Source organism: Pseudoduganella lurida (assembly GCF_007830455.1).
GTDB lineage: Bacteria > Pseudomonadota > Gammaproteobacteria > Burkholderiales > Burkholderiaceae_D > Rugamonas > Rugamonas lurida.
This window is the reverse complement of sequence record NZ_VLLB01000007.1, coordinates 217,355-241,655: the sequence shown is the minus strand read 5'-3', so window position 1 is coordinate 241,655 and position 24,301 is coordinate 217,355. Positions and strand designations below refer to the sequence as shown.

The 24,301-nt window shown below is 65.7% G+C and carries 28 protein-coding genes and 1 tRNA gene; 11 read left to right on the top strand and 18 right to left on the bottom strand.

Annotated elements, in window-relative coordinates; all coding sequences use genetic code 11:
• Positions 1–8: 8 nt before the first annotated feature.
• The 9 genes from gspK to gpmA all read right to left on the bottom strand — a co-directional run bounded on the left by gspK (position 9) and on the right by gpmA (position 7,617).
• A complete protein-coding gene (gspK, locus tag IP91_RS19685; protein ID WP_145651028.1) occupies positions 9–953 on the bottom strand; it encodes a type II secretion system minor pseudopilin GspK in 945 nt (314 codons plus the stop codon).
• A complete protein-coding gene (locus IP91_RS19680; RefSeq protein WP_145651025.1) occupies positions 950–1,648 on the bottom strand; it encodes a PulJ/GspJ family protein in 699 nt (232 codons plus the stop codon). Before IP91_RS19680 ends, gspK begins: the two co-directional genes overlap by 4 nt.
• On the bottom strand, positions 1,645–2,025 hold the full coding sequence (gene gspI, locus IP91_RS19675; protein ID WP_145651022.1) for a type II secretion system minor pseudopilin GspI: 381 nt from the start codon (positions 2,023–2,025) through the stop codon (positions 1,645–1,647). Before gspI ends, IP91_RS19680 begins: the two co-directional genes overlap by 4 nt.
• Before the next feature lie 5 nt (positions 2,026–2,030).
• Positions 2,031–2,489 carry a type II secretion system minor pseudopilin GspH gene (gene gspH / locus IP91_RS19670; RefSeq protein ID WP_229474716.1) on the bottom strand — a complete coding sequence of 153 codons (459 nt, stop codon included), beginning with the start codon at positions 2,487–2,489 and terminating at the stop codon, positions 2,031–2,033.
• Between the two features lie 22 nt (positions 2,490–2,511).
• A complete protein-coding gene (gene gspG, locus IP91_RS19665; RefSeq protein ID WP_145651013.1) occupies positions 2,512–2,967 on the bottom strand; it encodes a type II secretion system major pseudopilin GspG in 456 nt (151 codons plus the stop codon).
• Between the two features lie 128 nt (positions 2,968–3,095).
• On the bottom strand, positions 3,096–3,842 hold the full coding sequence (locus IP91_RS19660; protein ID WP_145651008.1) for a HesA/MoeB/ThiF family protein: 747 nt from the start codon (positions 3,840–3,842) through the stop codon (positions 3,096–3,098).
• Between the two features lie 13 nt (positions 3,843–3,855).
• Complete coding sequence (locus IP91_RS19655) at positions 3,856–5,340, bottom strand: S41 family peptidase (RefSeq protein WP_145651004.1); 1,485 nt, start codon at positions 5,338–5,340, stop codon at positions 3,856–3,858.
• 12 nt (positions 5,341–5,352) lie between these two features.
• Positions 5,353–6,864 (bottom strand): peptidoglycan DD-metalloendopeptidase family protein, encoded by a 1,512-nt coding sequence (locus tag IP91_RS19650; RefSeq protein WP_145650998.1) that lies wholly within the window; start codon positions 6,862–6,864, stop codon positions 5,353–5,355.
• Between the two features lie 6 nt (positions 6,865–6,870).
• On the bottom strand, positions 6,871–7,617 hold the full coding sequence (gpmA, locus tag IP91_RS19645; RefSeq protein WP_145650993.1) for a 2,3-diphosphoglycerate-dependent phosphoglycerate mutase: 747 nt from the start codon (positions 7,615–7,617) through the stop codon (positions 6,871–6,873).
• Positions 7,618–7,731: 114 nt separating this feature from the next.
• Between gpmA and IP91_RS19640 the strand changes: the two genes are divergently transcribed.
• The 9 genes from IP91_RS19640 to IP91_RS19605 all read left to right on the top strand — a co-directional run bounded on the left by IP91_RS19640 (position 7,732) and on the right by IP91_RS19605 (position 14,272).
• The gene (locus IP91_RS19640) at positions 7,732–8,133 is read left to right on the top strand and encodes a rhodanese-like domain-containing protein (protein WP_145650989.1); all 402 of its coding nucleotides are present in this window, start codon (positions 7,732–7,734) and stop codon (positions 8,131–8,133) included.
• 15 nt (positions 8,134–8,148) lie between these two features.
• Positions 8,149–8,409: a glutaredoxin 3 gene (gene grxC / locus IP91_RS19635; protein WP_145650985.1), complete on the top strand. Its 261-nt coding sequence runs from the start codon at positions 8,149–8,151 to the stop codon at positions 8,407–8,409.
• Positions 8,410–8,540: 131 nt separating this feature from the next.
• Entirely contained in the window at positions 8,541–9,017 is a 477-nt protein-coding gene (secB, locus tag IP91_RS19630; RefSeq protein WP_145650981.1) for a protein-export chaperone SecB, read from the top strand.
• A gap of 128 nt (positions 9,018–9,145) precedes the next feature.
• The gene (locus IP91_RS19625) at positions 9,146–9,565 is read left to right on the top strand and encodes an SH3 domain-containing protein (RefSeq protein ID WP_229474697.1); all 420 of its coding nucleotides are present in this window, start codon (positions 9,146–9,148) and stop codon (positions 9,563–9,565) included.
• 118 nt (positions 9,566–9,683) lie between these two features.
• Complete coding sequence (locus tag IP91_RS19620; protein ID WP_145650978.1) at positions 9,684–10,733, top strand: NAD(P)H-dependent glycerol-3-phosphate dehydrogenase; 1,050 nt, start codon at positions 9,684–9,686, stop codon at positions 10,731–10,733.
• Between the two features lie 185 nt (positions 10,734–10,918).
• A complete protein-coding gene (locus IP91_RS19615) occupies positions 10,919–11,341 on the top strand; it encodes a GtrA family protein (protein ID WP_145650974.1) in 423 nt (140 codons plus the stop codon).
• Positions 11,290–12,309: a glycosyltransferase family 2 protein gene (locus IP91_RS19610; RefSeq protein ID WP_145650971.1), complete on the top strand. Its 1,020-nt coding sequence runs from the start codon at positions 11,290–11,292 to the stop codon at positions 12,307–12,309. The genes IP91_RS19615 and IP91_RS19610 overlap by 52 nt, the downstream gene beginning before the upstream one ends.
• Positions 12,306–12,446, top strand: coding sequence for a hypothetical protein (locus IP91_RS26100; protein ID WP_158643176.1), 141 nt, complete (start codon positions 12,306–12,308; stop codon positions 12,444–12,446). Before IP91_RS19610 ends, IP91_RS26100 begins: the two co-directional genes overlap by 4 nt.
• Positions 12,446–14,272, top strand: a complete 1,827-nt coding sequence (locus IP91_RS19605; RefSeq protein WP_145650966.1) for a cytochrome d ubiquinol oxidase subunit II — start codon at positions 12,446–12,448, stop codon at positions 14,270–14,272. The genes IP91_RS26100 and IP91_RS19605 overlap by 1 nt, the downstream gene beginning before the upstream one ends.
• 6 nt (positions 14,273–14,278) lie before the next feature.
• Here IP91_RS19605 and IP91_RS19600 read toward each other — a convergent pair whose 3' ends face one another.
• The gene (locus tag IP91_RS19600; RefSeq protein ID WP_145650959.1) at positions 14,279–14,608 is read right to left on the bottom strand and encodes a cupin domain-containing protein; all 330 of its coding nucleotides are present in this window, start codon (positions 14,606–14,608) and stop codon (positions 14,279–14,281) included.
• Between the two features lie 165 nt (positions 14,609–14,773).
• Between IP91_RS19600 and IP91_RS19595 the strand changes: the two genes are divergently transcribed.
• Positions 14,774–16,996, top strand: a complete 2,223-nt coding sequence (locus IP91_RS19595) for an alpha-galactosidase (RefSeq protein ID WP_145650951.1) — start codon at positions 14,774–14,776, stop codon at positions 16,994–16,996.
• Between the two features lie 4 nt (positions 16,997–17,000).
• Here IP91_RS19595 and IP91_RS19590 read toward each other — a convergent pair whose 3' ends face one another.
• A complete protein-coding gene (locus tag IP91_RS19590) occupies positions 17,001–18,251 on the bottom strand; it encodes a hypothetical protein (RefSeq protein ID WP_145650949.1) in 1,251 nt (416 codons plus the stop codon).
• 75 nt (positions 18,252–18,326) lie between these two features.
• Complete coding sequence (locus tag IP91_RS19585; RefSeq protein WP_145650947.1) at positions 18,327–19,286, bottom strand: GlxA family transcriptional regulator; 960 nt, start codon at positions 19,284–19,286, stop codon at positions 18,327–18,329.
• 158 nt (positions 19,287–19,444) lie between these two features.
• On the opposite strand from IP91_RS19585, the gene IP91_RS19580 reads away from it, so the two are divergent.
• Entirely contained in the window at positions 19,445–20,209 is a 765-nt protein-coding gene (locus IP91_RS19580; protein ID WP_145650944.1) for an SDR family oxidoreductase, read from the top strand.
• Positions 20,210–20,287: 78 nt separating this feature from the next.
• On the opposite strand, the gene IP91_RS19575 is transcribed toward IP91_RS19580, so the two are convergent.
• The 6 genes from IP91_RS19575 to IP91_RS19550 all read right to left on the bottom strand — a co-directional run bounded on the left by IP91_RS19575 (position 20,288) and on the right by IP91_RS19550 (position 24,281).
• Positions 20,288–21,127, bottom strand: a complete 840-nt coding sequence (locus IP91_RS19575; RefSeq protein ID WP_145650936.1) for a hypothetical protein — start codon at positions 21,125–21,127, stop codon at positions 20,288–20,290.
• The gene (locus IP91_RS19570; RefSeq protein ID WP_145650928.1) at positions 21,127–21,951 is read right to left on the bottom strand and encodes a hypothetical protein; all 825 of its coding nucleotides are present in this window, start codon (positions 21,949–21,951) and stop codon (positions 21,127–21,129) included. The genes IP91_RS19575 and IP91_RS19570 overlap by 1 nt, the downstream gene beginning before the upstream one ends.
• Before the next feature lie 108 nt (positions 21,952–22,059).
• A tRNA-Thr gene (locus IP91_RS19565) sits at positions 22,060–22,135 on the bottom strand.
• 36 nt (positions 22,136–22,171) lie between these two features.
• A complete protein-coding gene (locus IP91_RS19560; RefSeq protein WP_145650920.1) occupies positions 22,172–22,690 on the bottom strand; it encodes a ClpXP protease specificity-enhancing factor in 519 nt (172 codons plus the stop codon).
• A gap of 81 nt (positions 22,691–22,771) precedes the next feature.
• Positions 22,772–23,383, bottom strand: a complete 612-nt coding sequence (locus IP91_RS19555; RefSeq protein ID WP_090436157.1) for a glutathione S-transferase N-terminal domain-containing protein — start codon at positions 23,381–23,383, stop codon at positions 22,772–22,774.
• A 130-nt stretch (positions 23,384–23,513) separates the two neighbouring features.
• Entirely contained in the window at positions 23,514–24,281 is a 768-nt protein-coding gene (locus IP91_RS19550) for a cytochrome c1 (RefSeq protein WP_145650911.1), read from the bottom strand.
• Positions 24,282–24,301: the final 20 nt, after the last annotated feature.

Here is a 24,301-nt window from a genome sequence, read left to right as displayed (position 1 = left end):
TGCTTTCCTTAGATTTCCCTGATCCATTCCAGGAACGTGCGCGAACCCTGCTGCGGTGGCAGCCGGCGGATCAGCGCCCACGATTCCAGCACGGCGCGGTCCAGCTTCACCTGGCTCAGTACCAGGAAATAATCGCTGCGCGTCACCACGTCGGCCAGTACCGTGCGACCCGTCATGGCGCCGGTGAAGTCGCTCTGCTGGCCGTAGGTCTTGTTCTTGCGCGCCGCCACCAGCGACTGCGCCTCCGACAGCGACATGCCCTGCACCAGCGCGGCCAGGACTTCCGCCTTGGCCGTGTTGACATTGACCCTGGCGGTATTGGGCAGCACGATCACGAAATCGCGCAGCCGTTCGATCGCCGCGGGCGAAAAGCCCGCCGCTGCCAGGTCTTCCACGCGCTGCAACGGCATCGCCCCCTTCTGCTGCGTGCCTTGCTGGCCGGACTGCACCTGGCCGCGCGCCACCAGTTGCGCGGCCGCGGACGCCAGGCCGCTGTCCAGCTGCAGCAGGTTGAGCAGCTGGCGGAAGACACTCAGCTCGCCGCTATTGACCACCGCGGCCGTCGCCAGGTTCGCCAGATTGTAACGCGACTGTGCGTCATAAATCTGGCCTTTCAGGGTGGCGTCGTAGTCCTCGCCCTGCACGCGTTCGCGTTCCACGTACTGGTCCAGCCGGGTCTCCGCCAGCGGCGTGGCCCATACGCCGTCCGCCCGCGTGAACTTGGGGTTGTCCATGCCGTCCTGCCGCAGGATCAGCCGCGCCCAGTCGAGCGCGCCGCGCAGGATCCAGCGCGTCTGCAGGTGCAGCCGCTGGTTCTCCACCGAGCGCACCTGCACCTGCTGCTGCCAGAACAGGCTGGCCACGATCGTGATCGCCAGCGCCGTCAGCAGCAGGGCCGTGACGACGGCCACGCCGCGCTGCTTGCGGCGGGTCCGCTGCGTCCGGCCCCTCACGTCGCCCCCACCAGCAGCACCTTGACCAGCGGCGCGTTTTCGCCCTGCAGCTGCAGCGACATCTCCAGGCCCTCGGGCAGGTCCGCCGCCGTGGCGGTCGTGACTGCAGTTCCCGTGGCCCCGCTGCCGGTGCCGCCGGTACTGGTGCTGCCGGTACTGGTGCTGCCAGTGCTGGTGGTACTGCTCGTGCCGCTGCCGGCCGGCTGCCAAGCGCCATCGCGCCACACCCGCACCGTCATGCCGGCCACGCCGCGCTGCAGCGCCACGCCGGGCACCGGATCGCCATCCGACATGGCCACCTGCCACAGGGCCTGCAGCTGCGCCAGGTCGCGCGTGCCGGGCGATTCGCGGCGCGTCAGCACGCCGTCGCGCACGCGGTAGCTCACCACCACCAGCTGCGTGGCGGCGTTTTCCGCGGCGACCGTGCGCACGAACAGCAGCCGCGCATTGTCCGCGGCCAGGTACTGCCGCGTGCCCACCAGGTCCGCCCCGGCCATCTGTTCCAGGTCGTTCTGCATCTGCGCGAACGCCAGCTGGATGCCGCGCGTGTGCTCCATCTGCGCCGTCAGCATCACGCGCGAGCGGACGATGCTGTCCAGGCCGCGCCAGCCCAGTACGGCCACGATCGCCAGCACGGTGATCGCCACCAGCAGCTCCACCAGGGTGAAACCGGACAATGCGGCGCGCGGCTTCATTGTTTCAGCACCAGCTGCACCAGCTTGATGATGCGGCGTTCGGGATGGGCCGCCTCGTACACCGACACCTCGACGCGGCGCAGCAGCGGGTTCGGCGAGATGATCACTTCTTCCTGGCACAGCAGCTGCAGGTCGCCCTGCGGGCAGGCGAACGATGTCCTGCCCACCGCCGGGAAGGTCCTAGCCAGGCGGATCTGCGCCATGCGGTTCTCGGCCGACCAGGTGGCCATCATCGTGCCGCGCAGGCCGTCGCTGTTCTGCGTCAGGCTGCCGATGGCGCGCAGCGAAGCGCCCAGCGCCGTGCCCACGATGACGAGCGCCACCAGCACTTCCAGCAGCGTGAAGCCGCGCGAGCGTATCCGCAACGTCGTCGGCATGGTCATCATTCCACCGCGAAGTGGCCCACGCCATCGGCATGGACGGCGGCGCTCACGTCGCCGGACGCCAGCGTCAGCACGAACGGCTTGTCGACCGGCTCGCGGCCGAACACGATGCGCAGCGGCGCGCCGGGCACATTGGTGGGCGGGTCGAGCAGCAGGGTCATCGGGGTACGCTTGAATGCGCGCTCGCGCAGCATGTCGTCCTGCGGCAGCGTCTTCCACTGGCGGTCGTCGCGCACCAGGAAGCGGTAGCCCATCGGACTGGCTTCGAAGGCGATGGGACGGTTGCGCACGATGGCCTCGTCACGCGCCAGCTGCAGCAGCAGGGCCACGCGCTGCGCTTCCTGCTGCATGGCCTGGCGCCCGCTCGGAGCCGCGTTCAGCGTTACCAGCCCCAGCGTGAGGCCGATGATGACCAGCACCACCAGCAGCTCGATCAGGGTAAAGCCGCGCTGGCGCATGTCCGTCGGCGCCGTCAATGAGTCAGTTTTCCCAGGAGCCGATGTCGGCATCGTCGCCGGTACCGCCCGGCTGGCCGTCGGCGCCCAGCGAGAACACGTCCACTTCACCCTTCACGCCGGGCGACAGGTACTGGTACGAGAAGCCCCACGGGTCCTTCGGCATCTTTTCCAGGTAGCCGCCCTCTTTCCAGCCGTTGGCGGCCGGGCCGCTGGTGGGCCGCGTCAGCAGCGCCTGCAGGCCCTGTTCGGTGGTCGGGTAGCGCGTGTTGTCCAGCTTGTACAGCTTGAGCGACTGCATGATGGTGGCGATGTCGACGCGGGCCGCGGCGATCTTCGATTCGCCGGTGCGGGACAGCAGCTTCGGCACGACGAGCGCGGCCAGCACGCCCATGATGACGACGACGACCATGATTTCGATGAGGGTGAAACCGCGCGCGCGGCGCGCCCTGGGGGACCCGCAATAGTGACCGTTTTGCATGACTTGAAGAGTAGTTAAGGCAATTGCAGAGTGCAGCAGTATAAGCCTTAAATACTACAGGAAGGTGAAGCGGGGCCGAAAAACGGGGTTAATTCCGGGCCCCAGATGTGACCGGATGTAAGTGCCCGCTAGCGCGAACAGGCCGGGCAGGAAGCATCGCGCGCCACGCCGATGCTGGTCCATTCCATGCGCAGGCCATCGAGCATCAGCAGGCGGCCGGCCAGCGTTTCGCCGATGCCCATCACGATCTTGAGCGCCTCGGCGGCCTGCATCGCACCGACCACGCCGACGAGCGGCGCGAACACGCCCATCGTGGAACAGGCCACGTCCTCGAAAGCCTGGTCCTGCGGGAACAGGCAGGAATAGCAGGGCAGCGTGCCGGTGCGCGGATCGAACACGCTTACCTGGCCATCGAAGCGGATCACGGCGCCGGAGACCAGCGGCACGCGCGCGGCCACGCAGGCACGGTTGATGGCGTGGCGGGTCTGGAAGTTGTCGGTGCAGTCGAGGACCACGTCGGCGGCCGCCACCAGTTCGGCCAGGCGCGCCTCGCCGGCCCGTTCGATCAGCGCGGTGACCTGCACGTCCGGATTCACGGCCGCGATGGCTTCCTGCGCCGACAGGGCCTTCGGCTGGCCGACGCGCGCCGTGGTATGGGCGATCTGGCGCTGCAGGTTGGTGAGATCGACGGCGTCGTCGTCGACGATCGTCAGGTGGCCCACGCCGCTGGCGGCCAGGTACAGCGCCGCCGGCGAACCGAGGCCGCCGGCGCCCACCACGAGCACGCGGGCGGCCAGCAGCTTCTGCTGGCCCTCGATGCCGATCTCGTCGAGCAGGATGTGCCGCGAGTAGCGCAGCAGCTGCGAATCATCCAAGATGCGCATCCATTTATTTCGATGCCGGCGCCTTGCGGTCTTCCGGCTTGATGCCGACATCCGACTGGGTTTCCGGCTTCACGAGGATCTTCTCGGCGGCTTTCTCCGTTTCGGTATCGGCCTTCGCCAGCTTCACCGGCAGGCCCTTGAAGTGGTTCAGCGCCTGGGCCAGCTGGAAGTCGTCCTTGCTGCCGAATTCGACGGGCTTCTGCTTTTTCGCCAGCGCCAGGATGCGCTTTTCCTCTTCCAGCTCGTCGTGCTTCACGGGGCGCGTGTCGGCCTCGTCGCCGGACAGGTGCTTCTGCAGGTCCGCTTCGCGCAGGCGCAGGCTGTTCAGGCCATCGCCTTCGGCCGTTTCGTCCACGCGCACGTCCGGCTCGATGCCCTTGGCCTGGATCGCCCGGCCCTTCGGCGTGTAGTAGCGCGCCGTCGTCAGCTTGACGGCCGTGTCGGCGGTCAGCTGGCGCAGCGTCTGCACCGAGCCCTTGCCGAACGTCTGGCTGCCCATCACGGTGGCGCGCTTGTAGTCCTGCAGCGCGCCGGCCACGATCTCGGAGGCCGATGCGGAACCGGCATTCACCAGCACCACCAGCGGCACCGTCTTCAGCGCCGCCGGCAGCTTGGCCAGCGGGTCGCCCGGATTGCGGCCGGCATAATATTCCGGCCGCGCGTAGAAGGTCTGCTTCGAATCGGCCAGCTGGCCGTTGGTGGAGACGATCACGGAATCCTTCGGCAGGAAGGCGGCCGAGACGCCGATCGCGCCCGGCACCACGCCGCCCGGATCGTTGCGCAGGTCCAGCACGATGCCCTTGATGTCCGGGTTCTGCGCATACAGGCCGGTGAGCTTTTTCGCCATCTCGTCGACGGTGGGCTCCTGGAACTGCGCGATGCGCAGCCACACATAGCCCGGCTCCACCAGCTTGGCCTTCACGCTCTGCACGCGGATCTCCTCGCGCATCACGGGCACGATCAGCGGCTTGTCGTCGCCCTTGCGGGACAGCGTGAGCACCACCTTCGTCTTCGGTTCCCCGCGCATCTTCTTGATCGACTCGTCGAGCGACATGCCTTTCAGCGGCACGTTGTCGATGCGGGTGATCAGGTCGCCGGCCTTGATGCCGGCCTTGTAGGCGGGCGTGTCCTCGATCGGCGAGACCACTTTCACGTAGCCGTCCTCCATCGCCACCTCGATGCCGACGCCCACGAACTTGCCCTGCACGGACTCGCGCATCTCGCGGAAGGCTTTCTTATCGAGATAGACGGAATGCGGGTCGAGCGAGGCGACCATGCCGCCGATCGCATCCTGCAGCAGCTTGCGGTCGTCCACGCCTTCCACGTAGTCGGACTTGATCAGCGCGAACACGTCCGACAGCTGGCGCAGTTCCTCCAGCGGCAGCGGTGCCTCGGCACGCTGCGCCAGGGCGGAAAAATTGGTCGAGACGGCCACGCCGGCGACCATGCCGAGGCCGATCAGGCCGATACTCTTGAGCTTAATACGCATAATTCTTCCGCATCAGAACCGCACCCACCCGGCCGGATCGAATGCCCGGCCCTGATGACGCAGCTCGAAGTATAGACCCGATTCCTCGTTGCCACCGCTGTTGCCGGCCGCGGCGATCACGTCGCCGGCTTTCACCACCTCGCCCACGCGCCTGAGCAGCGACTGGTTGTAGCCATAAATGCTCATGTACTGGCCGCCATGGTCGACGATGATCAGGTTGCCGAAGCCGCGCAGCCAGTCGGCGAACACGACCCGGCCGCCGGCCACGGCATGCACTTCGCTGCCTTCCGGCGCCAGGATGACGACGCCTTTCCAGCCCGGGCCATCGCCCCGCTTGCTGCCGAATTTCGCGGCCAGCCGCCCGCTGAGCGGCGCGCGCATCTGCCCCTTCAATGCGGCGAACGCGCCGGACGGCGCCGCCGGTGCCAGCGCCACATCCGCCGGCTTGGCGGCGCCTTCATCCTTCGGTTCCGGCCTGGCCGGTTCGCGCTGGGCGATCTGGGGCGCCGGTGCCGGCCGCACTTCCTGCGGCACCTTCGGCAGCGGCTTCTGCTCGGCCTTCGGCTTGTTGCGGTTTTCGCGGGCGATGCGTTCACGCTCCGCCTTCGCTTCCGCCTTGGCCTTGGCCAGCGCCAGCGCGCGGGCTTCCGCTTCCGCCTTCAGCTTCGCGGCCCGCGCGGCGGCCAGCTGTTCCTTGCGTTTCTGTTCCGCCGCGGCGGCGCGCGCCTGTTCCTCGATCAGCTTGTTCAGCCGGTCGACCAGGGCGCCCATGCGCTGCTCGTCCTGTTCCACGCGGCCCACTTCCTTGCGCTGCGTGTCCAGCTTCTTCGACAGGTTCGCCACCAGCGCGGCGTGCTTTGCTTTCTGCTGTTCCAGCACGGCCTTCTGCTGGTTTTCTTCTTCCGCGATCTCGACAAGCTCGTCGCGCGCGTTCTGCGCCTCGGCCTGGTTGGTCTCGACGGCCGCCAGGTTGGTGCGCAGCGATTCGATCAGCGCGGCCTGGGCTTGCGACACATAGGACATCAGCTGCAGGTCGCGGTTGATGCGGTTCGGATTGTCGCCGGAGAGCAGCAGCTTGATGCGGTCTTCGTTGCCGGCCACGTACTGCTCGCGCAGCAGTTTGGCCAGCTGTCCCTTCTGGCTGGCGATGCGGGCCGTCAGCGTTTCACGCTGCGTGGACAGTTCGGCGATCTTCGCGTTGGTCTGCGCCGTTTCGCCGGCCAGTTCGCGCAGCTGCCGGTTGGCGTTGGAGATGGCCGCTTCCGAGTCGGCCAGCGTGTCGGCCGCATCCTCGCGCGCGCTTTCGGTCTGGCCGATGTCGCGCTTGAGGGCATTGAGCTTCTGCTGCAGGGCCACGCGTTCCGCCTCGGCCACGGCCTTCTGCTTGCTGCGGTTGGTCTGCTGCTTGGCGGGTGCGGCAGCGGCGGCGGAGACGGCATTGCCGCCCCCGCACGCCACTGCCACGGCCACGCCCAGCGCGGCAAACCAGGCGCTGGCGCGCCGTGTACGACCTGGAACTGTCATCGAGGATTACTTGGCCTTGCCCTGGTTGGCGACGGCCGCCTGCGCGGCGGCGATCGCGGCCGGGTCGCCCAGGTAGTAGTGGCGGATCGGTTTCAGGTTCTCGTCCAGCTCGTAGACGAGCGGCTGGCCGTTCGGGATGTTCAGGCCGACGATTTCCTCGTCGCTGATGCCGTCCAGCATCTTGATCAGCGCGCGCAGGCTGTTGCCGTGGGCCGAGATCAGGATCTTCTTGCCGGCCTTGATGGCGGGGGCGATTTCCTCGTCCCACGCCGGCATCACGCGCGCCACGGTATCCTTCAGGCATTCCGTCAGCGGGATCTGCACCTTCGGCAGGCCGGCGTAGCGGGGATCGTTGAACGAGGTGCGGTCGTCACCCTCTTCCAGCGCCGGCGGCGGAATGTCATAGCTGCGGCGCCACACGAGCACCTGCTGGTCGCCGAACTTGGCGGCCGTTTCGCCCTTGTCCAGGCCCTGCAGCGAACCGTAGTGACGCTCGTTCAGGCGCCAGTCGTGCTTGATCGGCAGGTACATCAGGTCCATTTCGTCCAGCGCCAGCCACAGCGTGCGGATCGCGCGCTTCAGGACCGACGTGTAGGCCACGTCGAACTCGAAGCCTTCCTGCTTCAGGATCGTGCCGGCCGCTTTCGCTTCCTTGACGCCCTTCTCCGTCAGATCGACATCGGTCCAGCCGGTGAACCGGTTTTCGAGATTCCACGTGGACTCGCCATGACGCATGAAAACAATTTTGTACATAGGGCAATCTTCTTGAAGTGAGAAATAGAGAACCGGTGGCCGGAAAATGTTGCCGCAGCCGTTATCGCCTTCTATTTTATAATGGTCAGGTTGACTTCAACCAATGGAAGCTAAGTGAAATTCATCCTCGACCATATTTTCCTGATCGCTATTGCCGCCCTGTCCGGTGGCGCACTGCTGTTCCCGGCGCTGGCCCAGCGCGGCAAAAAAGCCAGCCCGCAGGCTGTCACGCTGTTGATAAATCGCGGTAAAGCCACCATTGTGGATGTACGCGACGCTGCCGCGTTTGCCGAGGGACACCTGCCGGATGCGAAAAACATCCCGGCAAGCGAACTGGACAATCGCAAGGGCGAGCTGGACAAATTCAAGAACAGGACGGCCATCGTCGTCTGCCAAAAAGGGGCGCGGGCCTTCGGTGCCGCAAAGAAACTGGAAGCGGCAGGGTTTGCCGACGTGGTCGTGCTGGAAGGCGGCATCGAGGCGTGGAAAACCCAGGGTTTGCCCATCACCAAATAACAGGAGGATAGCGCCATGACCGCACAAGTCACCATGTACACCACCGCCATTTGCCCTTACTGCATCCGCGCCGAGCGCCTGCTGGAGAGCAAGGGCATCAAGAACATCGACAAGATCCGCGTCGACCTCGATCCGTCGCAGCGCCAGCTGATGATGCAGAAAACCGGCCGCCGCACGGTGCCGCAGATCTACGTGGGCGACACCCATGTGGGCGGCTTCGACGACCTGTATGCGCTGGACCAGAAAGGCGCCCTGGATCCGCTGCTGAACGGCTGATCGGGACCGTCCCCCGGGCGCAAAAAAAGGCTGATCGCCATATTAGTTTTGCTACAATTGCCCACGCGTTTGGCCCGGGCCTGCCCGGCCGGACGACGATAATCATGTGTCCAATCCAATGAAAGCGTTCCATGTCTGACGAAAATCTGCAACCCGTATTTCAAATCCAACGCGTCTACCTGAAAGATTTGTCGCTGGAACAGCCGAACTCGCCGTCGATCTTCCTCGAGCAGGATGCCCCGACGATCGAAGTCGCCCTGGACGTGGGCGCGACCCCGCTGCAGGACGGCATCTTCGAGTCGACCGTGACGATCACCGTGACCGCCAAGGTGAAAGACAAGGTTGCCTTCCTCGTCGAAGGCAAGCAGGCAGGCATCTTCGAAGCGCGCAACATCCCGGCCGACCAGCTGGACCCGCTGCTGGGCATCGGTTGCCCGAACATCGTCTACCCTTACCTGCGCGCCAACATCGCGGACGTGATCACCCGTGCCGGCTTCCCGCCAGTGCACCTGGCCGAGATCAACTTCGAAGTGTTCTACCAGCAGCGTCTGCAGGCGATCGCCGAGCAGCAGGCCGCAACGGCCGAAGGCACGAACACGGTGCAGTAATCCGGTTCACCGCCGCGGTGGCGACACCGCGGTTCCGGGGCGGCCCAGCCGCCACCATTCAAAGGCCCATTGTGGCCTTTGATCATTTTGGACGAAAGTTTTTGGCAATGATTATTACGCGCTTGATAATGGGGGTCCTCCTGCTGGCAAGCGCGGCCGGCCAGGCAGCCGAATTCAAGACGGTCGGCACCGCACCGGCCCTGCTGTACGATGCCCCTTCCACCAAGGGCAACAAGCTGTTCATCGTCCCGCGCGGCGCGCCGCTGGAAGTCGTGCTCACCTATGGCGACTGGGTCAAGGTGCGCGATGTAACAGGCGACCTGGCCTGGACGCCGTCGCGCGGCCTGTCCGCGCGCCGCAACGTCATCGTGCGCACGCCGAACCTGAAGATCCGCGCCAGCGAGGACGAAACCTCCACGGTCGTGTTCATCGCCGACCGGGGCGTGCTGCTGGAACTGGGCGAGCCGGGCGCCAACGGCTGGATCAAGGTACGCCATCGGGACGGGCTGGCCGGCTATGTGCGCGGTACGGATATCTGGGGTAACTGAGCTGGAGCACCGAGCTGGGGTCACCGAGCTGGGGTCACCGAGCTGGGGTGACCGAGCTGGGGTCATCGAGCTGAACAACTGAGCTGAACAAACGAGCTGGCCAATTAGAAAGCAGGCAATGCAAGAGAACACACCGAACCGTCGCCGCATCACCGTCCTGGGCGCCGGCGCGTGGGGCACCGCCGTGGCGATCGCCGTGGCCGCCCGCCATGACGTACTCCTGTGGGGCCGCAATGCCGCCACCATGCGCGACCTCGACGCCGCGCGCGACAACACCCACTACCTGCCCGGCTATCCGTTCCCGCCCGCGCTGCAGGTCACGGCCGATTTCGATGCCGCCGTTGCGCACACGCTGCGCGATGCCGAGGGCGACGACGGCCTGCTGATCGCCGCCTGCCCCGTCGCCGGCCTGCGCCCCCTGCTGGAAAGCCTGAAGGGCCGGCCGATTCCGAACGTGGTCTGGCTGTGCAAGGGCTTCGAGTACGAAACGGGCCTGCTGCCGCACCAGATCTTTGCCGAAGTGCTGGGCGACGGCATCGCCAGCGGCGCGCTGTCCGGTCCCTCGTTCGCGCAGGAAGTGGCACGCGGCCTGCCCTGTGCCCTGACCATCGCATCGCAATCGGCCGCGCTGCGCGACTGCGTGGTGGCCACCGTCCATGGCGGCACGATGCGCGTGTACGCCAGCGACGACCTGATCGGCGTGGAAGTCGGCGGCGCGGTCAAGAACGTGATGGCGATCGCCACCGGCATCGCCGACGGCCTGGGCCTGGGTCTGAACGCCCGCGCGGCACTCGTCACGCGCGGCCTGGCCGAAGTCACCCGCCTGGGCACGACGCTCGGCGGCAATATCGAGACCTTCATGGGCCTGACGGGCATGGGCGACCTGATCCTCACCTGCACGGGTGACCTGTCGCGCAACCGGCGCGTCGGTCTCGGCCTGGCGCAGGGCAAGGCGCTGGCGACGATCGTCAGCGAGCTCGGTCACGTGGCGGAAGGCGTGCCCTGCGCGAAGGCCGTGCGCGAACTGGCCGCGCGGCTGGGCGTGGAGATGCCGATCACGAACGGTGTGGCCGCCGTGCTGTTCGATGGCGTGTCGCCTCAGGAGCTCGTCGGCCGGATGCTGGCCCGCGATCCGCGCGACGAAACCCTCAACCCTGCCGCCAAGTAGCGCCGGTAACATCGGGGACAGCCACCTATTTCCGGGCAACAAGTTGCAGAAAAAAAGGTGGCTGTCCCCGATGTCTGACAGCGGGAAACTGCAGCACGTTTTGATGCGGGCCTTTGACCGAATCGAGGTCGGCCCCCGTTGACCATGGATAGCATTGACAAGTCCGCTTGTCATGTCCGCTTTCCATGCCCGATCCCTCCATTCCTGCCAGCCTCCCTGCCTCCGGCAATTTTTCGCCGCGCAGCCTGCTGGTCTTCCTGTGCGTCGGCGGTGCCGCAACGGCCGCGCATTACCTCGTGATGGCGCTGCTGATGCGGGCCGGCCTGCCGGCCGTGCCCGCGTCCGGCATGGGTTTCCTCCTCAGCGCCCTGCTGAACTACCTCCTCAACGAGCAGCTCACCTTCCACAGTCGGCTGGAACGCCGCATCACCGCGCCCCGCTTCGCCCTCGTTGCCGCCACCGGCCTGGCGCTGAACCACCTGCTGCTGGACCGGCTGACGGGGGCCGGCCTGGCCACCGTGCCCGCCCAGCTGCTGACCACCACGGGAGTCATCGCATGGAACTACTGCATCCATGGCGCCTGGACTTTCAGCAGCCGGCGCCGCTGAGGAGCACTCCCGTCGTCAGCCTCGTGCTGCCCTGTTTTAACGAGCAGGAGGTGCTGCCGGAAACCACGCGCCGGCTGGTGGCGCTGCTGGCGCGACTGGAAGCGGAGGGCGTGGCGGCGCCGGGCAGCGCCATCTATTACGTGGACGACGGCAGCAGCGACGCCACCTGGCGCCTGGTCGCCGACTACGCGGCCACCCTCCCCGCCGTCTGCGGCATCAAGCTGAGCCGCAACCGGGGCCACCAGAACGCGCTGCTATGCGGCCTGATGACGGCGCCGGGCGACGTGCTGGTGAGCCTGGATGCGGACCTGCAGGACGATGTCGAGGCCATCCCGAAGATGCTGGCCGCCTGGCGCGACGGCAACGAGATCGTCTACGCCGTGCGCAGCCGCCGCGATGCCGATGGCTTCCTGAAGCGCGTGACGGCGGAGGGCTACTACCGCCTGCTGGCCTGCCTCGGCGTGCAGGTGCTGTTCAACCACGCGGACTTTCGCCTGATGAGCCGCCGCGCCATCGAGAGCCTGCGCGCCTACGAGGAAACCCACCTGTTCTTGCGCGGCCTCGTGCCGCAGCTGGGCTACCGCACGGCGGTCGTGGAATTCGCCCGGGCCGCGCGCTTTGCTGGCACGTCGAAATACCCGCTGCGCAAGATGCTGGCGCTGGCCTGGCAGGGCATCACGTCGTTCACCGCCTATCCGCTGCGGCTGATCACCGGCGTCGGGGCGCTGGTGTCGTTGGCCAGCCTGCTGATGTCCGCCTGGGCACTGGGCATCCGCCTGTTCACGGACCACGCCATGCCGGGCTGGGCTTCGGTCGTCATCCCCATGTACCTGCTGGGCGGCATCCAGCTGCTCAGCCTGGGCGTGATCGGCGAGTACCTGGCCAAGGTGTACGAGTCGACCAAGAAGCGGCCCCGCTTCCATGTCGAGGCGGTGGTCGGCCAGGCGTTCGGCGCGGAGGGGGCATGAGCCGCGCGCTCGTCACGCAGGTGCCGGCCGGCCTGTCGATCGGCTCGGCCGTCGTGTATTTCTGCTGCAGCGCCGGCATCCACAACCACGTGCTGCTGCTGGTGGGTGCGGTGCGCTCGATCGCGGAACACCTGTGATGCTGACGGTTGTCTACCTGGGGCTGTGCGGGTGGATCGCGGCGCTGGCGGCGCGGCGGTTCGCGCAGCAGCGCAAGCTCGTTGCCATCACCGCGTTCTTCGCCGCCTTCCTGCTGGCCTTCCACGTGCTGGGCTTTGTCGAACTGGCGACCGGCGCGCCCCTCGTCACCACCGGCAGCGCGGCGTTGCTGCTGCTGGCAGCGGCCTTCGTGATCCGGCGCATGCCCCTCGCGGTCACGCTGCGGGTGACGCCACCGCGCGAGCAGCCCAGCCGGCTGGCGGGGCTGACGATCGCCGGCTTCGTGCTGGTGGCGGTGATGCTGGTCTGCGGCCATCCGCAGGGCTACGAAGTGATGGCCTACCACCTGCCCCTGTCCGTCCACCTGCTGCAGGCGCATTCGCTGCAACCCTGGGACGGCAACTTCCCCCACACCTTCCCCGCCAACGCCAGCATCCTGTGGGCCGTGCTGCTGGACGGCCTGCCGGAGCGGCTCGCGTCCGCAGCGAACCTGGTGCTGCTGGTGCCGCTGGTGATGGCGACGTATGCGCTGTGCCGCCTGGCCGATGCCGACCGCAAGGCCTCGCTGTACGCCTGCTGCGGGCTGGTGGGCGTGCCGATGATCGCGTTCTCGTCCGCCGAGCTGGGCGCGGACGTGGGCGGCATCGCCTTCGTGGCGCTGGCGATGGTGTTCGTTCTCGGTCCGCTGCGGGCCCCGGCCGCGCTGCCGCTGGCCGGACTGTGCGCCGGGCTGGCGTTCGGGTTCAAGAGCCTGCACCTGATCAGCGCGGTGGCCATCGGACTGGTGGCGTGCTGCCGCAGTGACGATGGAAGGTCCCCATTCCGCAATGCTGCCTGGTTTGGCGGGGCAGCATTGCTGTCCGGCGGCTTCTGGATGCTGCGCAACGGCCTCGCGTTCGGCAATCCGCTGCATCCGGTGGGCGTGCCGCTGGTCGGTGCCTGGCTGGGCTGGCTGCCGGCTGCCGACTTCGACGCGTCGCTGCGCGCCACCACGCAGCTCGAATGGGTGGACAGCACGTGGCAATGGCTGGTCTATCCGTGGACGGAACCGCAGCGCTACGGCCAGAACTTCAAGCACAGCGCGGGCCTGGGCGCCTTCGTAGCAGCCACCCTGCCCGCGACGGCCGTGGCGCTCGGATCGGCCTTCGTGCGCGATGGCTGGCGCCGGCACCGCATCCGCCTGGCCTTGTTGTTTGCCGTGCTGTTCATCGCCGCCGCCTGGTGGCTGCTGGGCGACCGCCAGCCCCGCTACGGACTGGCCGCCCTGCCACTGGCGATGCCGCTGGTGGCGTGGGCCGTTACGCAATCCGCAGGTCGCTGGCGCCGTGCCTTCGACCTCGTGCTGGCGGTCTGCATCGTGACGATGCTGGGCGTGTTCCTGTCGCGCCAGGCGCTGCAGTTCGGCGACCGCATCCTGCTGTCGCACCAGACCTCGCGCGCGCTGTTCTACGAATATCCGAAGGGGATCGACGCACTGCCGGCCGGCGCGACGATCCTGAACCTGGCCGACCGCAGCTGGCACTATCCGCTGGCCGGCGCGGCCCTGTCGAATCGCGTGGCGAGCATGCCGGAAGCGCGGCGCCTGCTGGGCCTCGAACCCAATCTCACGTCGCCGCACCAGGTGACGCTGCAAGCGGCACCGCTGCGCGCGGCCGGCATCACGCACGTCTTCGCGGCGGGTGGCACGCTGACGCACGATGCCTGCGTCGAACTGGAAGAAGCGGCCCGCCTCGACCGCAATCCGGTCAACGGCATGCCGCTGGGAAGCCCGCGCGTGCTGTACGCGCTGCGCTACCCGTGTCCGTGAAAAGCTTCAGTCTTTCAGGACGATCGTCAGCAGGGCGACCGAATCGGTGACGGCCGTCAGCCCGTGCGGCGCGGCGCCTTCCAGGTACAGCATCTCGCCGCCGCGCAGCGTGGTCGTGCGCCCATGCGCGTCGAAGGCGATTTCGCCTGACAGGCACTGGAACGTGATCTGTCCCTTCACCCAGTGCTCCGGCATCGATTTCCCGGCCGGCAGCACCAGCCGGATCAGCTCGATATCGTCCGTCTTCGCCAGCGCGATGGACGAGAATTGCGAACCATCTTCACCGCTGCGCTGCAGCGCGATGACCTGGCCGGAAGAGGCGTGTTGTAGTGCCATGAACGTTCCTTATGTAGTGGTGCGTGAGCAGTCCGATGGCTCATCTTAGCAGGGCGGGCCGCGCGGCGACGCACGCCGGGTCGCCCGCAAAAACCTGCAATGTCATAACATTTTGCTACGGCAAGCTTATATACTCTCCTATCAAAATAACGACAAGGAGACTGTATGACCGAAGTGAATGGCGCTCGCCGCAGCGTCTGCATCGGCTTGCTGGGCGGCCTGGCCGGCATGGCCCTCGGCGGGGCCGCGAAAGCCCGCCCCACCGTGGATGACCAGGGCAAGGTGTTCCGCCTCGATGGTGGCAAGGTGACGTATGCGTTCGGCCTCAATCCGCAGGGCCAGCTGCAGACCCTGTACTGGGGCAGTGCCCTGGCGGCGGCCGACAAGCTGCCGGGCGCCGCGGCGTTCCGGGAAAACTCCAGCAACGAAACGCAGTCCGTCGTCACGCCGTTCGAGTTCCCCGGCTTCGGCGGCGGCCTGACGGTGGAGCCGGCCCTGAAAGTGACCTTCCCGGACGGCGTGCGCGACCTGGCGCTGCGCTACGTGGACCACCAGGCGGGCGAGGACCGCATCGTGGTGCGCCTGAAGGATGTCAGCCGCGCCGTGCACGTGACGCTCACGTATGCGATGGACGAGGCCACCGGCATCCTGTCCCGCTCGGCGACCGTGGAGAACCGCACGAACAGCTGGATCCAGGTCGACCAGCTGGCCGCGGCCAGCATCAACCTGCCCTACCAGGACGATTACCAGCTGCAGTACCTCACCGGCAAATGGTCCGGCGAATTCACGCTGGAGACGCGCGCCATCACGCCCGGCTCGACGGTGATCGAAAGCCGCAAGGGCGTTACCTCGCACCAGGCCAATCCATGGATCGCCATCAGCCGCGCCGGCACCGACGAAGAGGCCGGCCCCGTCTGGTTCGGCGCGCTGGCCTGGAGCGGCTCGTGGCGCATCCACGTGGACATGGACGCCGCCGGCAACGTGCGGGCGACGGCCGGCTACAACCCGTTCGACTTCTCGTACCGCCTGAAGGCCGGCGAGAGCCTCGCCTCGCCCGCCTTCCATTCCGGCTATTCGGACGAAGGCTTTGGCGGCGCCTCGCGCGTGTTCCACCGCTACCAGCGTACGCGCATCCTGCCGGGCGCGCCAACGCCCCGCGTCCGTCCGGTGCTGTACAACTCGTGGGAAGCAACCTACTTTGCCGTCGATGAAAAGACGCAGGGCGAGATCGCCGAGAAGGCCGCCGGCCTCGGCGTGGAACGCTTCGTGATGGACGACGGCTGGTTCGGCGCCCGCAACGACGACCGCGCCGGCCTGGGCGACTGGGTCGTCAACCGGAAGAAATTCCCGAACGGGCTGGCGCCGCTGATCAGGCGCGTGAACGACCTGGGCATGGAGTTCGGCCTGTGGGTCGAACCGGAGATGGTCAACCCGGACAGCGACCTGTACCGCGCCCACCCCGACTGGATCATCCACTTCACGGGCCGGCCCCGCAGCGAGGCGCGCAACCAGCTCGTGCTGAACCTGGCACGCAAGGATGTCTACGAGTACCTGCTGAAGATGCTCGACACGCTGCTCAAGGACCACAACATCGCGTTCCTCAAATGGGACCACAACCGCGCCTGGTCCGAGCCGGGCTGGCCGGGCGTGGCACCGGGCGAGCAGCAGCGCCTGTACGTGGCCTACGTGGACAACCTGTACAAGCTGCTGGGCGAACTGCGGCGCCGCCATCCGAAGGTGGAAATCGAGTCCTGCGCCAGCGGCGGCGGCCGCGTGGACCTGGGCATCATGCGCCTCACGGACCAGGTCTGGACCTCCGACAATACCGACCCGTTCGACCGCCTGATGATCCAGGACGGTTTTACACGCGCCTACACGCCGGCCGTGATGATGGCGTGGGTGACGGATGCGCCGAACTTCCTCAACAAGCGCGTGACGTCGCTGGAATACCGCTTCCTGTCGGCGATGCAGGGCGGCCTGGGCATCGGCGCCAACCTGAACCACTGGAAGCCGGAAGACTTCCAGAAAGCCAAGCAGCTCGTTGCCGACTACAAGACGATCCGCCTGACGGTCCAGCAGGGCAACCTGTACCGGCTCGTGTCGCCGCAGAAGAACTCGCCGCGCTCGGCCACGCTGTCCGTGTCGCCGGACGCCAACCAGGCCGTGCTGTTCGCCTTCCTGCATGCAAGCTCGCGGATGGAGCGGCAGCCGCGCATCCAGCTGCGCGGGCTCGATCCGAAAAAGGTCTACACGCTGCGCACCATCTCGGGCACGGTCGCGCCGGAGACGCCGAAGCAGGCCAGCGGCGCCTACTGGATGGGCAATGGCATCGGGCTGATGCTGTGGGGCGATTTCGCGGCGGGTGCCGTGGCGTTCGAGGTGCAGTAAGAAGTCAGCGCTTGCCCGGCACGGTGCGGCAGGCGCTGGCAAGCACGTTGCGCCAGCGCGCTGCCTCCGCCGCATCGTCGCCAGGCGTCGCACCGGGGCTGGCCGTTTTCTTTTCCGCCGACAGGGAGAACGGCCGCGCCACGTTTTTCAGGTCGTACTTCGTGCGCTCGACCAGCACCTGCTCCATGCGCTGGGCGGCCGCCGCCATCTCGTTCTGCACCGGTTCCTTGATGGCCCGCGCGTGCAGCGCGAGGATGGTGCGGGCGGCATCCATTTCCGGCCGGATGAAATCGCGCAGCAGGAAGTAGTAGCGCAGCTGCGCCGTCATCGCTTCGTCGCCGGCCTTTTCCAAGGCGGAAGAAGAGGCGGGCACGCAGGCTTCGTCCGTTCCTTCCGCCACCGCCTTGGCGAACGCGTAGGTGGACGAGGTGACCACCGACGCTTCGCGCACGTCCTCGTTGAAGATCACCATCATGCGCGACAGTTCCGTCTGCACGTCCGGCGGCAGGCCGTTGCGCGCCTTGTCGACCTGTTTCGTCAGCGTCGTCAGCTGCCGGGTCGCCGTATCGCGGCAGCTGGCGCTCAGCGCGGGGCCGGGCGTGAATACGTGTTGGTCGAAGGCGGCGAGGCAGCCCTCGTAGGTCTTGTCGAGGGCGGCCACATTGGCGGCGATGGCGGCAATCGTCTGCGGCGCATCCTGCTGGATGCGCTGCGAATTGTCCATTGCGCTCTTGCTGAGGAACAGCGAGCCGGCGCCGCCCGCGACGATCAGCACGGCCGCAACACCCAGCGCCAGCCTGGCACCGACCGGTGGCTTGCCCCCGATGCCGAAGAATTTCTTCTGGATGGCCGGATGCCGGTCGATGCGCGCGCCGATCGACTGCCAGCCCCAGACCTTTACCTCTTTCGCAGGCGCCCGGGCTGTCGACACCATGCCGGCATCGTTCGACGCCGTGGTCAGGATCAGCAGCTCATCGATCGGGTGCGGAAAGGCCGCGACCTCGGCCAGCGCGCTGTCGATATCGGCATCCGTCAGCGGCTGGCCGAAACGCGCCTCGCGGCCCTCGAAGCGTGCCGCGACGATGCGGCCATCCGGCAGCTTCGCCCACGCATCGATGCCATCCTTGCGCTGCCCGGCCCCGCCCCAGCGACGGAATTTAGCGCCGTATTCCGCCGACAGCAGCGCGAGGGACAGGCGTTCGAGATCCTGCCAGGTGGCAGAGCGGAGGTAGGGGGAGGTGCTGGTGGAAGTCATCGGCAACCATTCTAACCTGCGCTTATCTGCGCTTGCCTGCGCCAACCTACGCCAACCGACACCCTGCCGGCCCGCTCACGACAAGTACACGTGCTCGTTGCGCTGCCTTGCCTGGTGCACGAACATCTTCGGCGGCTGGCCGAAGGCGCGCAGGAAGGCACGGCGCATGCGTTCCTCGTCGCCGAAGCCCGTCATGCCGGCGATGCGGCCGATCGACGAGTGGCCCTGCTCGATCAGCTCCTGCGCCGCCTCCACGCGCAGCTTCTCGATCGCCTTGGCGGGCGCCATGCCCGTCTGCGCCTGGAACACGCGGCTGAAGTGACGGGGGCTCCAGTGCACCCGCGCGGCCAGTTCGTCCACGCTCAGTTCCTTGTGCAGATTGTCGCGCGCGTACAGCAGCGCCTCCTTCACGCGGTCCGAACTCGGTTCGATTTCGGCGATGGCGGAGAACTGCGACTGGCCGCCAGTGCGGCGGTGATAGACGACCATCGCACGCGCCACCTTGCGGGCGATATCGATGCCCAGGTCTTCCTCGACCATGGCCAGCGCCATGTCGATGCAGGCCGTGACGCCGGCCGATGACCAGATATTGCCTTCGCGGACAAAGATCTTGTCCTCGTCGGCCACCAGCGCCGGATGCTGTTCCTGCAGGCGGCGCCCGAACGCCCAGTGCGTGGTGGCGCGCTTGCCATCCATCAGTCCCGTGCGGGCCAGGATGAAGGCGCCCGTGCAGATGCTGGCGATGCGACGCGTGGCCCCGGCATTGTTCCGCAACGTCGATTCCAGCTCCGGCTGCGGCGCGGGAATGCCGATGGCGCCGCCGACCAGCAGGGTGTCGTAGCCGCCCCAGCCGAGGGGCTGGCTGTCCACCGCCACGCTGCTGGAACTCCTGACCGGACCGCCCGTCGCCGACAGCGTGGCCAGCTCGTACAGCGGCTGCTCCAGCAGCGTATTGGCGAACTCGAACACGCTCAGGACGGCCGTGTCCAGCACCTGGAACCCGGGGTAGATGACGAGGCCGATGCGCTTGCTCATGATGACGTCCAATTAAATCGATAAGCCGCATTTTAGGACAGCTTTTGCATTTCTGCCCGTACAAATCATGTCCTGAATTGCGTTATTCCTGTCACAACAGACATCGCTCGGCGGTTCAGAATGGCCTTCATCCACTCACCGAACCGAAAGGAAACATCATGAACACCAGCGGAAACACGATCTTCATCACGGGCGGCACCTCGGGCATCGGCCGCGGTATCGCGGAAGCGTTCCACCGCCTGGGCAACCAGGTCATCATCAGCGGCCGCCGCAAGGCCCTGCTCGACGAGGTGACGAAGGCCAATCCCGGCATGGCGGGCGTGGAACTCGATATCCAGGATCCCGCGCAGATCAAGGCCGTGGCCGCGCAGCTGGTGAAGGACTTCCCGACCTTGAACGTGCTGTTCAATAACGCCGGCATCATGCCGTTCGACGATGCCGCCGGCGCGATCGACGACGCAACGGCGCTGGCCACCGTCACGACCAACCTGCTGGGCCCGGTGCGCATGACGTCCGCGCTGCTGCCGCACCTGAAGACGCAGAAGGATGCGTTGGTGATCCACAACTCCTCCGTGCTGGCCTTCGTGCCACTGGCCAGCACCGCCGTCTATTCGGCCACCAAGGCCGCCATGCACTCGTATGCCCTGTCGCAGCGCTTCATGCTGCAGGGCAGCGGCGTGCGCGTGGTGGAAATCTCGCCGCCGTGGGTCGACACCGACCTGGTCTACAAGAGCGGCGACGCGCGCGCCATGCCACTGCCGGACTTCGTGGCCGCCACGATGGCAGGCCTGGCGGCGGGCAAGGATGAGGTGTATGTCGAGGCGGTGCAGTCGCTGCGGGACAATCCGGGTTCCGGCGAACATGGTTTCGTGAACGCGTTCAACCAGGCGCTGAAGGAGAATCCGATTCCGGTCGGGCACTGATCAGCTACTGGACCCGACGGCGACCGTCTGCAGTCGTTAGTGCTGGCACTTCGCTAGCCCAGCTCGCCCGTTTACGATTCAGGTGGCCGCCCAGCTCCGTATCCTTTCCGCCAGGGCGGCAGGATCAGCTTCGCAAAACTGTCGGGTACCTGAAGCCTCGATATGGCCCAGTAGCTCACTGCTGCGCCGGCGAATCAGCGCCTCCTGCGGCGTAGCAGCGTGAGGGAGCACGACGAACAAGGCTGGAGGTTCACGCCGTTGAGCAAGATTGTGGGCAGTCATGACGGCGAGATTGGCCGTAAAAATATGCCGTTCGACCGTCGCGAAATGGGCATACCGGGCCGACAGGATGCTGCCGTAACTGGTGCCGTTATCCAGCCCGATTTCGAGCATGCGACCGCCGATGGGGAGCATGCGGCCCGGAAGGAAAATGCGCTTCTCGATTCCCTCAAGGGCTTTAGACATAAGGGAATAGGCCCAGTCGTCGTTCGTCTGTTCGTCGCGTGGACCCGATTCGCTCCATAGGGCCCCGGCATGCCGACGCAGCAGCTGGTGCAACTCGGCATCGACGTGATGGGCCGAGAAATAGCCATTGTCGACGATCCGGACGTGCGGGGAACCTGTCACCAGTTCCTTCAGGGAAATACGATAACTACGAACGAGTGCGCGCTCGATACCTGACAGCAAATCGCGTACATCTTCCGCCGTGATTGCATCGCCATACAGCTTCGACAGCTTGGCCAGCGATGGCAACCACTGCAAATGCAACTCAGGATCGCCTTCTACGGATGCGGCAACACCAATGACGAAGTCCTGCTGGCTGCCCAGATCCGGGCGGAACAGCAAGGTTGCCCACCGTCCAATATGCGCAGGTCCAGCAACCGCATTGGCACGCTTCAGTAACTCGACAACATTCATCACATTAATCGTCCACAGCTTTCGGCAAACGCATTTCCATCGGCACGCGTGCTCATGTAATCAAGAATCGCGTGTACCGCCTCCTCATCCAGCAGGCCGGGAAGAAACTGCGCCAGATAGGCCAGGGTCTTCAGCCAATCCGCATTCGATCCGGCATGCTCGATTACCGCATGCGTGATGAAGTCGGCTGCACGCGACGACGTCAACATTTCGCGCGCTAATTCCAACAAGCAGTTTGGCGCGAGTTTATCTGGCCAATGCAAATGCCAATAAGGCCCACCTCCGGTACATCCCTGATCGATAGCCAGATAATGCAGGTCATCCACGTAGAGCACATTGCCATCGTTCCTGTCGCTGTTGCCAGTGACATAATCCACGGCAGCGAGGCGAATGCAGAACGTACTCCCGAAAAATGCCCTGGACTGGCGTTCCGAGAATGTCGCCAGCCGGCGCACGAACTTGAACGGATGTGCGCCCTGTTCAAACGACGTCACCCAGCAAACAATATATCCACTCGCATCAATATAGTTCGTCAAGTCGATATCGAGGCCAGCTAGCTCCTGGCTTGTCAATAATAAGATTGCGGCGCGTGCGGGCTGCGCTATTCCCCGTCCGGCATTCGCTACATAGCCGATCGACTCGTTAGCGACCCCACAAGTTCCAGCTTCGTAGAGTTTGATTACGACATCGATGATCTCCGCAGTTCCTGGCCACTCGAGTCTGCCGACAAATACCGGCTGTGCTCCAGCAGACGCCAATTGGGCCTGCACTGAGAGGCCACGGTAGGAAGCTGCAGTAAGGATCGGTATCAGATCGTTGTCCACGCTGTTTCCTGATGTTACCTGAAGAGGGCTGCGAAGTCGCACATGAACGCATTTGGCGCGTTGCAAAAACAAATGCCTTACGTACAGCGCACGTAAGGCATTGAATTCTGGTGCCGGCTGCCGGTTTCGAACTGGCCACCTGATGATTACAAATCAACTGCTCTACCAAATGAGCTAAGCCGGCGTGATCTGGACAACGGCGCGATTATACGCGATTTGCCTACTTGATACGAGTCAGGGTGGGGCGGCCGCCCTTCTTCGGGCCGTCGCCGCCATCGTCGGGACCGTTGCTGTCGTCACTGCGGGCCGGTGCTGGCGCGGCGGCGAGCGTGGGCGCGGAAGGGGATGGCACGGACGACAGGATCGGCGCGGCCGGCTCTTCCGATACAGGCGAAGGCGGCGACGACGTGCCGGCACCCGGCTCGCCCAGCACCGGTTCGAAGGCCATGCCCTGCCCGTTCTCGTTCGCGTAGATCGCCATCACGTTATTCACGGGCACGAAGATCTCGCGCGACACGCCCCCGAAGCGGGCATGGAAGCGGATGCTGTCGTTGTCCATCTTCAGGCCGGAGGTGGCGCCGAAGCTGATGTTCAGGACGATCTCGCCCTTCTTCACGAACTCCATCGGCACGGTCGTGGCGGCATCGACCTTGACGGCGAGATATGGCGTGTAACCGCTGTCCGTGCACCACTCGTAGATGGCGCGCAGCATGTAGGGCTTGGTTGAAATTTCTGACATGACTCTTCTTGGAAGGCTGGCGCGCCCGCAACAAGGGTTGCAGACGCGCGGGAACTGCATGAGCTTACGTGAATCCGCCGATCAGCGGCGCATCACTTTCTCGGATGGGGTCAGCGCTTCGATGTAGGCCGGGCGGGAGAAGATGCGTTCCGCGTACTTCATCAGGGGCGCGGCCGTCTTCGACAGCTCGATGCCGTAGTGATCCAGGCGCCACAGCAGCGGGGCCACCGCCACGTCCAGCATCGAGAACTCGTCGCCCAGCATGTACTTGTTCTTCAGGAACAGCGGCGCGAGCGTCGTCAGGCGGTCGCGGATTTCGGCGCGGGCCTTGTCGTGGCTCTTGTCGTTCGTCTTGTTGCGTTCGCTTTCCAGCGTGTGCACGTGGACGAACAGCTCTTTCTCGAAGTTGAACAGCATCAGGCGGGCACGGGCGCGCATCAGCGGATCGGCCGGCATCAGCTGCGGGTGCGGGAAGCGCTCGTCGATGTATTCGTTGATGATGTTCGATTCGTACAGGATCAGTTCCCGTTCGACGAGGATCGGCACCTGGCCGTACGGGTTCATCGTCGAGATGTCTTCCGGCTTGTTGAACAGGTCAACATCGCGCACTTCGAAATCCATGCCTTTTTCGAACAGGACCAGGCGGCAGCGCTGGGAGAATGGGCAGGTGGTGCCCGAGTAGAGAACCATCATATGGTAGTTCCTTCAAGAAAAAACAAAGGGGGCGAAGCCGCGAACGGTTCACCCCGGTTGGGCGCGGCCGGCGGGGCCGGCGCGGTGCAAAGAATGCGACCTTAACAAAATCGGCCGGTAAAAATCAAATTTATTTGATTTCTTTCCAGTACGAAGCATTCAGGCGCCAGGCAAGGAAGGCAAACACGCCCAGGAACAGCAGGACCCACACGCCGAGCCGCTTGCGGGTCTGCTGGGCCGGTTCCGCCATCCACTCCATGTAGCCCACGATGTCGGCCACGGCGGTGTCGAATTCCAGCTTGTTCATCGCGCCGGGCGAGACCTGCTGGAAGCCGGCGAACTTGTGGATCGTCTTGCTGGCATCGTGCGGATCCTTCTCCTCGACGAACTTGGCCGCCTGGATGCCCTGCAGCGGCCACAGCACGTGCGGCATCGCCACGTTCGGGATCACCAGGTTATTGAAGCCGGTCGGGCGGGTGTCGTCCTGGTAGAAGGTGCGCAGGTAGGTGTACAGATAGTCGCCGCCCGTGCCGCCCGGGCCGGCCTTGGCGCGGGCGATCACGGAGAGATCCGGCGGCACCACGCCGAACCAGGCCTTGGCATCCTTGGCCGGCATGGCGGTGGTCATCATCTCGCCCACTTTCTCGCCGGTGAACAGCAGGTTCTGCTTGATCTGGTCCTCGGACAGGCCCAGGTCGCGCAGCCGGTTGTAGCGCATCGACGAGGCGTTGTGGCAGTTCAGGCAATAGTTGACAAACAGGCGGGCGCCATTCTGCAGCGCCGCCATGTCGTGCGAGCGGTCCGGGGCGCGTTCCAGCGGGAAGCCGCCCTCGCTGCCGAAGGCCAGCGCCGGCACCAGGGCCAGCAGGGCGAAGAACTTGGTACGGAAAGTTTTCATTCGTGTCCTCGTGGCTCGGT

What these genes read in the sequence shown, in the direction of transcription:
- IP91_RS19680 (WP_145651025.1), bottom strand. Translation starts at nt 1,648, where the DNA reads ATGAAGCCGCGCGCCGCATTGTCCGGTTTCACCCTGGTGGAGCTGCTG.
- gspI (WP_145651022.1), bottom strand. Translation starts at nt 2,025, where the DNA reads ATGCCGACGACGTTGCGGATACGCTCGCGCGGCTTCACGCTGCTGGAA.
- gspH (WP_229474716.1), bottom strand. Translation starts at nt 2,489, where the DNA reads ATGCGCCAGCGCGGCTTTACCCTGATCGAGCTGCTGGTGGTGCTGGTC.
- gspG (WP_145651013.1), bottom strand. Translation starts at nt 2,967, where the DNA reads ATGCAAAACGGTCACTATTGCGGGTCCCCCAGGGCGCGCCGCGCGCGC.
- IP91_RS19655 (WP_145651004.1), bottom strand. Translation starts at nt 5,340, where the DNA reads ATGCGTATTAAGCTCAAGAGTATCGGCCTGATCGGCCTCGGCATGGTC.
- IP91_RS19650 (WP_145650998.1), bottom strand. Translation starts at nt 6,864, where the DNA reads ATGACAGTTCCAGGTCGTACACGGCGCGCCAGCGCCTGGTTTGCCGCG.
- gpmA (WP_145650993.1), bottom strand. Translation starts at nt 7,617, where the DNA reads ATGTACAAAATTGTTTTCATGCGTCATGGCGAGTCCACGTGGAATCTC.
- grxC (WP_145650985.1), top strand. Translation starts at nt 8,149, where the DNA reads ATGACCGCACAAGTCACCATGTACACCACCGCCATTTGCCCTTACTGC.
- secB (WP_145650981.1), top strand. Translation starts at nt 8,541, where the DNA reads ATGTCTGACGAAAATCTGCAACCCGTATTTCAAATCCAACGCGTCTAC.
- IP91_RS19625 (WP_229474697.1), top strand. Translation starts at nt 9,146, where the DNA reads ATGGGGGTCCTCCTGCTGGCAAGCGCGGCCGGCCAGGCAGCCGAATTC.
- IP91_RS19620 (WP_145650978.1), top strand. Translation starts at nt 9,684, where the DNA reads ATGCAAGAGAACACACCGAACCGTCGCCGCATCACCGTCCTGGGCGCC.
- IP91_RS19615 (WP_145650974.1), top strand. Translation starts at nt 10,919, where the DNA reads ATGCCCGATCCCTCCATTCCTGCCAGCCTCCCTGCCTCCGGCAATTTT.
- IP91_RS19610 (WP_145650971.1), top strand. Translation starts at nt 11,290, where the DNA reads ATGGAACTACTGCATCCATGGCGCCTGGACTTTCAGCAGCCGGCGCCG.
- IP91_RS26100 (WP_158643176.1), top strand. Translation starts at nt 12,306, where the DNA reads ATGAGCCGCGCGCTCGTCACGCAGGTGCCGGCCGGCCTGTCGATCGGC.
- IP91_RS19605 (WP_145650966.1), top strand. Translation starts at nt 12,446, where the DNA reads ATGCTGACGGTTGTCTACCTGGGGCTGTGCGGGTGGATCGCGGCGCTG.
- IP91_RS19600 (WP_145650959.1), bottom strand. Translation starts at nt 14,608, where the DNA reads ATGGCACTACAACACGCCTCTTCCGGCCAGGTCATCGCGCTGCAGCGC.
- IP91_RS19595 (WP_145650951.1), top strand. Translation starts at nt 14,774, where the DNA reads ATGACCGAAGTGAATGGCGCTCGCCGCAGCGTCTGCATCGGCTTGCTG.
- IP91_RS19590 (WP_145650949.1), bottom strand. Translation starts at nt 18,251, where the DNA reads ATGACTTCCACCAGCACCTCCCCCTACCTCCGCTCTGCCACCTGGCAG.
- IP91_RS19585 (WP_145650947.1), bottom strand. Translation starts at nt 19,286, where the DNA reads ATGAGCAAGCGCATCGGCCTCGTCATCTACCCCGGGTTCCAGGTGCTG.
- IP91_RS19580 (WP_145650944.1), top strand. Translation starts at nt 19,445, where the DNA reads ATGAACACCAGCGGAAACACGATCTTCATCACGGGCGGCACCTCGGGC.
- IP91_RS19575 (WP_145650936.1), bottom strand. Translation starts at nt 21,127, where the DNA reads ATGAATGTTGTCGAGTTACTGAAGCGTGCCAATGCGGTTGCTGGACCT.
- IP91_RS19560 (WP_145650920.1), bottom strand. Translation starts at nt 22,690, where the DNA reads ATGTCAGAAATTTCAACCAAGCCCTACATGCTGCGCGCCATCTACGAG.
- IP91_RS19555 (WP_090436157.1), bottom strand. Translation starts at nt 23,383, where the DNA reads ATGATGGTTCTCTACTCGGGCACCACCTGCCCATTCTCCCAGCGCTGC.
- IP91_RS19550 (WP_145650911.1), bottom strand. Translation starts at nt 24,281, where the DNA reads ATGAAAACTTTCCGTACCAAGTTCTTCGCCCTGCTGGCCCTGGTGCCG.